Annotated in this window: 1 rRNA gene; it reads left to right on the plus strand. The window is 51.7% G+C overall.

Annotation, left to right across the window (positions count from 1 at the left end):
- Positions 1-406 (plus strand): 16S ribosomal RNA (locus PGS10_RS24965); the annotation flags it as partial.
- Positions 407-431 lie beyond the last annotated feature (25 nt).

Below are 431 nucleotides of genomic sequence, written 5' to 3' on the forward strand. Positions count from 1 at the left end.
CGGCCGGGAACTCAAAGGAGACTGCCAGTGATAAACTGGAGGAAGGTGGGGATGACGTCAAGTCATCATGGCCCTTACGAGTAGGGCTACACACGTGCTACAATGGCATATACAAAGAGAAGCGACCTCGCGAGAGCAAGCGGACCTCATAAAGTATGTCGTAGTCCGGATTGGAGTCTGCAACTCGACTCCATGAAGTCGGAATCGCTAGTAATCGTAGATCAGAATGCTACGGTGAATACGTTCCCGGGCCTTGTACACACCGCCCGTCACACCATGGGAGTGGGTTGCAAAAGAAGTAGGTAGCTTAACCTTCGGGAGGGCGCTTACCACTTTGTGATTCATGACTGGGGTGAAGTCGTAACAAGGTAACCGTAGGGGAACCTGCGGTTGGATCACCTCCTTACCTTAAAGAACCTGCCTTTGTAGTG

It is taken from the genome of Klebsiella sp. 141153, from assembly GCF_032601995.1.
GTDB classification, from domain to species: domain Bacteria; phylum Pseudomonadota; class Gammaproteobacteria; order Enterobacterales; family Enterobacteriaceae; genus Klebsiella; species Klebsiella aerogenes.